Here is a 1,291-nt window from a genome sequence, read left to right as displayed (position 1 = left end):
TGACCCGTCCTGATATGGGTTGACACTTTTTAACTAAAACGCTCGATGTACTTCATCGGGCGTTTTGTATTTTAAAGCCGTATGAGGCCTCATTTGATTATAGATATCTACGGACTCTGCTACCATCGTCCTTGCTTCTTTCAGATCTTTCGGTTTCTTCAGCAAGAGCTCCATTTTGAGTATCCCATTTACACGCTCAGCTAAAGCATTCTGATAACAGTCATACCCGTCAGTCATTGAGCAAGTCACTCTATGTTTCTTATGGATATCTTGATATTCCTTCGAACAGTATTGTGAGCCTCTATCTGAGTGGTGTATTAGCTTTTCTTCACTCTGCCGTTGCCTGAGAGCTGAGATAAATGCCCGCTTAACAGATTGAGTTTTCATGTTGTCATCCACATAAAAACCAACAATCTTCCTTGAATAAGCGTCTGTAACCAAGCTGAGATAACTCTCTCCATTTTGAGTTGGCAAGTAAGTAATATCAGCAACCCACAGTTGTTCTGGCTTCGTTGGTGTCAGCCCATCTTTCACTTTGTTTGGGTGACAGAAAAATCGATGACGGCTGTCAGTCGTTCGGTGATAGGCTCGTCTTGCTCTCACTAACAGCCGATGCTTTCTGAGAAGTTCAAAGAGCTTATCGCGACCTATTTGAATGCCCTTTGTTGCTGCTAAGAACTTCAGTTTACGCGTGCCAATGCGTGGCTGCTTCAGCCTGACTTCACGGACAAAGCCAATGACAGCATGCTCATGATGTTCACAACGAGATTGAGTTTGGCATTGCTTATAATAAGCTTGGCGAGAGATTTGTACTAACTGACAAAACTTCGTAACGCTCAAACCTACTATGGTTTTCTCTTGGACAACGCTTCTTTGTGCTTTTTTGTCACTCTAACACCATAGTCACGTTCCATAACGTTCACGACAGCTTCAAAGAAGTCGGCTTTGAGTTGAGCATCTTCGAGCTGCTTCTCAAGCTCTTTAATACGTTGCTCTGGTGTAGGAGGTGAATTGAACTCGGCCATAGAGTCTCCTTTGGACATAAAGTTAGGTGTCCCTTTAGACCAATCTAGTCGACCATGCTTACGAAGCCAAACCAAAACCGTAGAGCAACCTTGGATGCCATACTTCTCTTGGGCTTGTTTGTAAGTGAGGCTTCCTTTTTCAACCTCATCAACTACAGTGAGTTTAAAAGCGAGGGAGTAATCGCGCTGAGTTCTTTTAGTTGTTGATTTCATAACACTCTCCAATTTTGGGGGTGGAAAGTGTCAACCTTATTTAGGACGGCACA

At 43.3% G+C, this 1,291-nt stretch carries 1 protein-coding gene; it reads right to left on the bottom strand.

Annotation, left to right across the window (positions count from 1 at the left end; genetic code table 11):
• Positions 1 to 33: 33 nt before the first annotated feature.
• Positions 34 to 1,238, bottom strand: a protein-coding gene (locus R7Q47_RS24985; protein ID WP_151514398.1) for an IS3 family transposase whose coding sequence is annotated in 2 segments (ribosomal slippage) — positions 34 to 887 and positions 887 to 1,238 — 1,206 coding nt in all. Because the reading frame shifts where the segments join, the coding sequence is not laid out codon by codon here.
• Positions 1,239 to 1,291 lie beyond the last annotated feature (53 nt).

Source organism: Vibrio sp. Vb0349 (assembly GCF_033338975.1).
The sequence above is the reverse complement of the archived record's forward strand: the minus strand, read 5'-3'. Positions and strand labels throughout refer to the sequence as shown.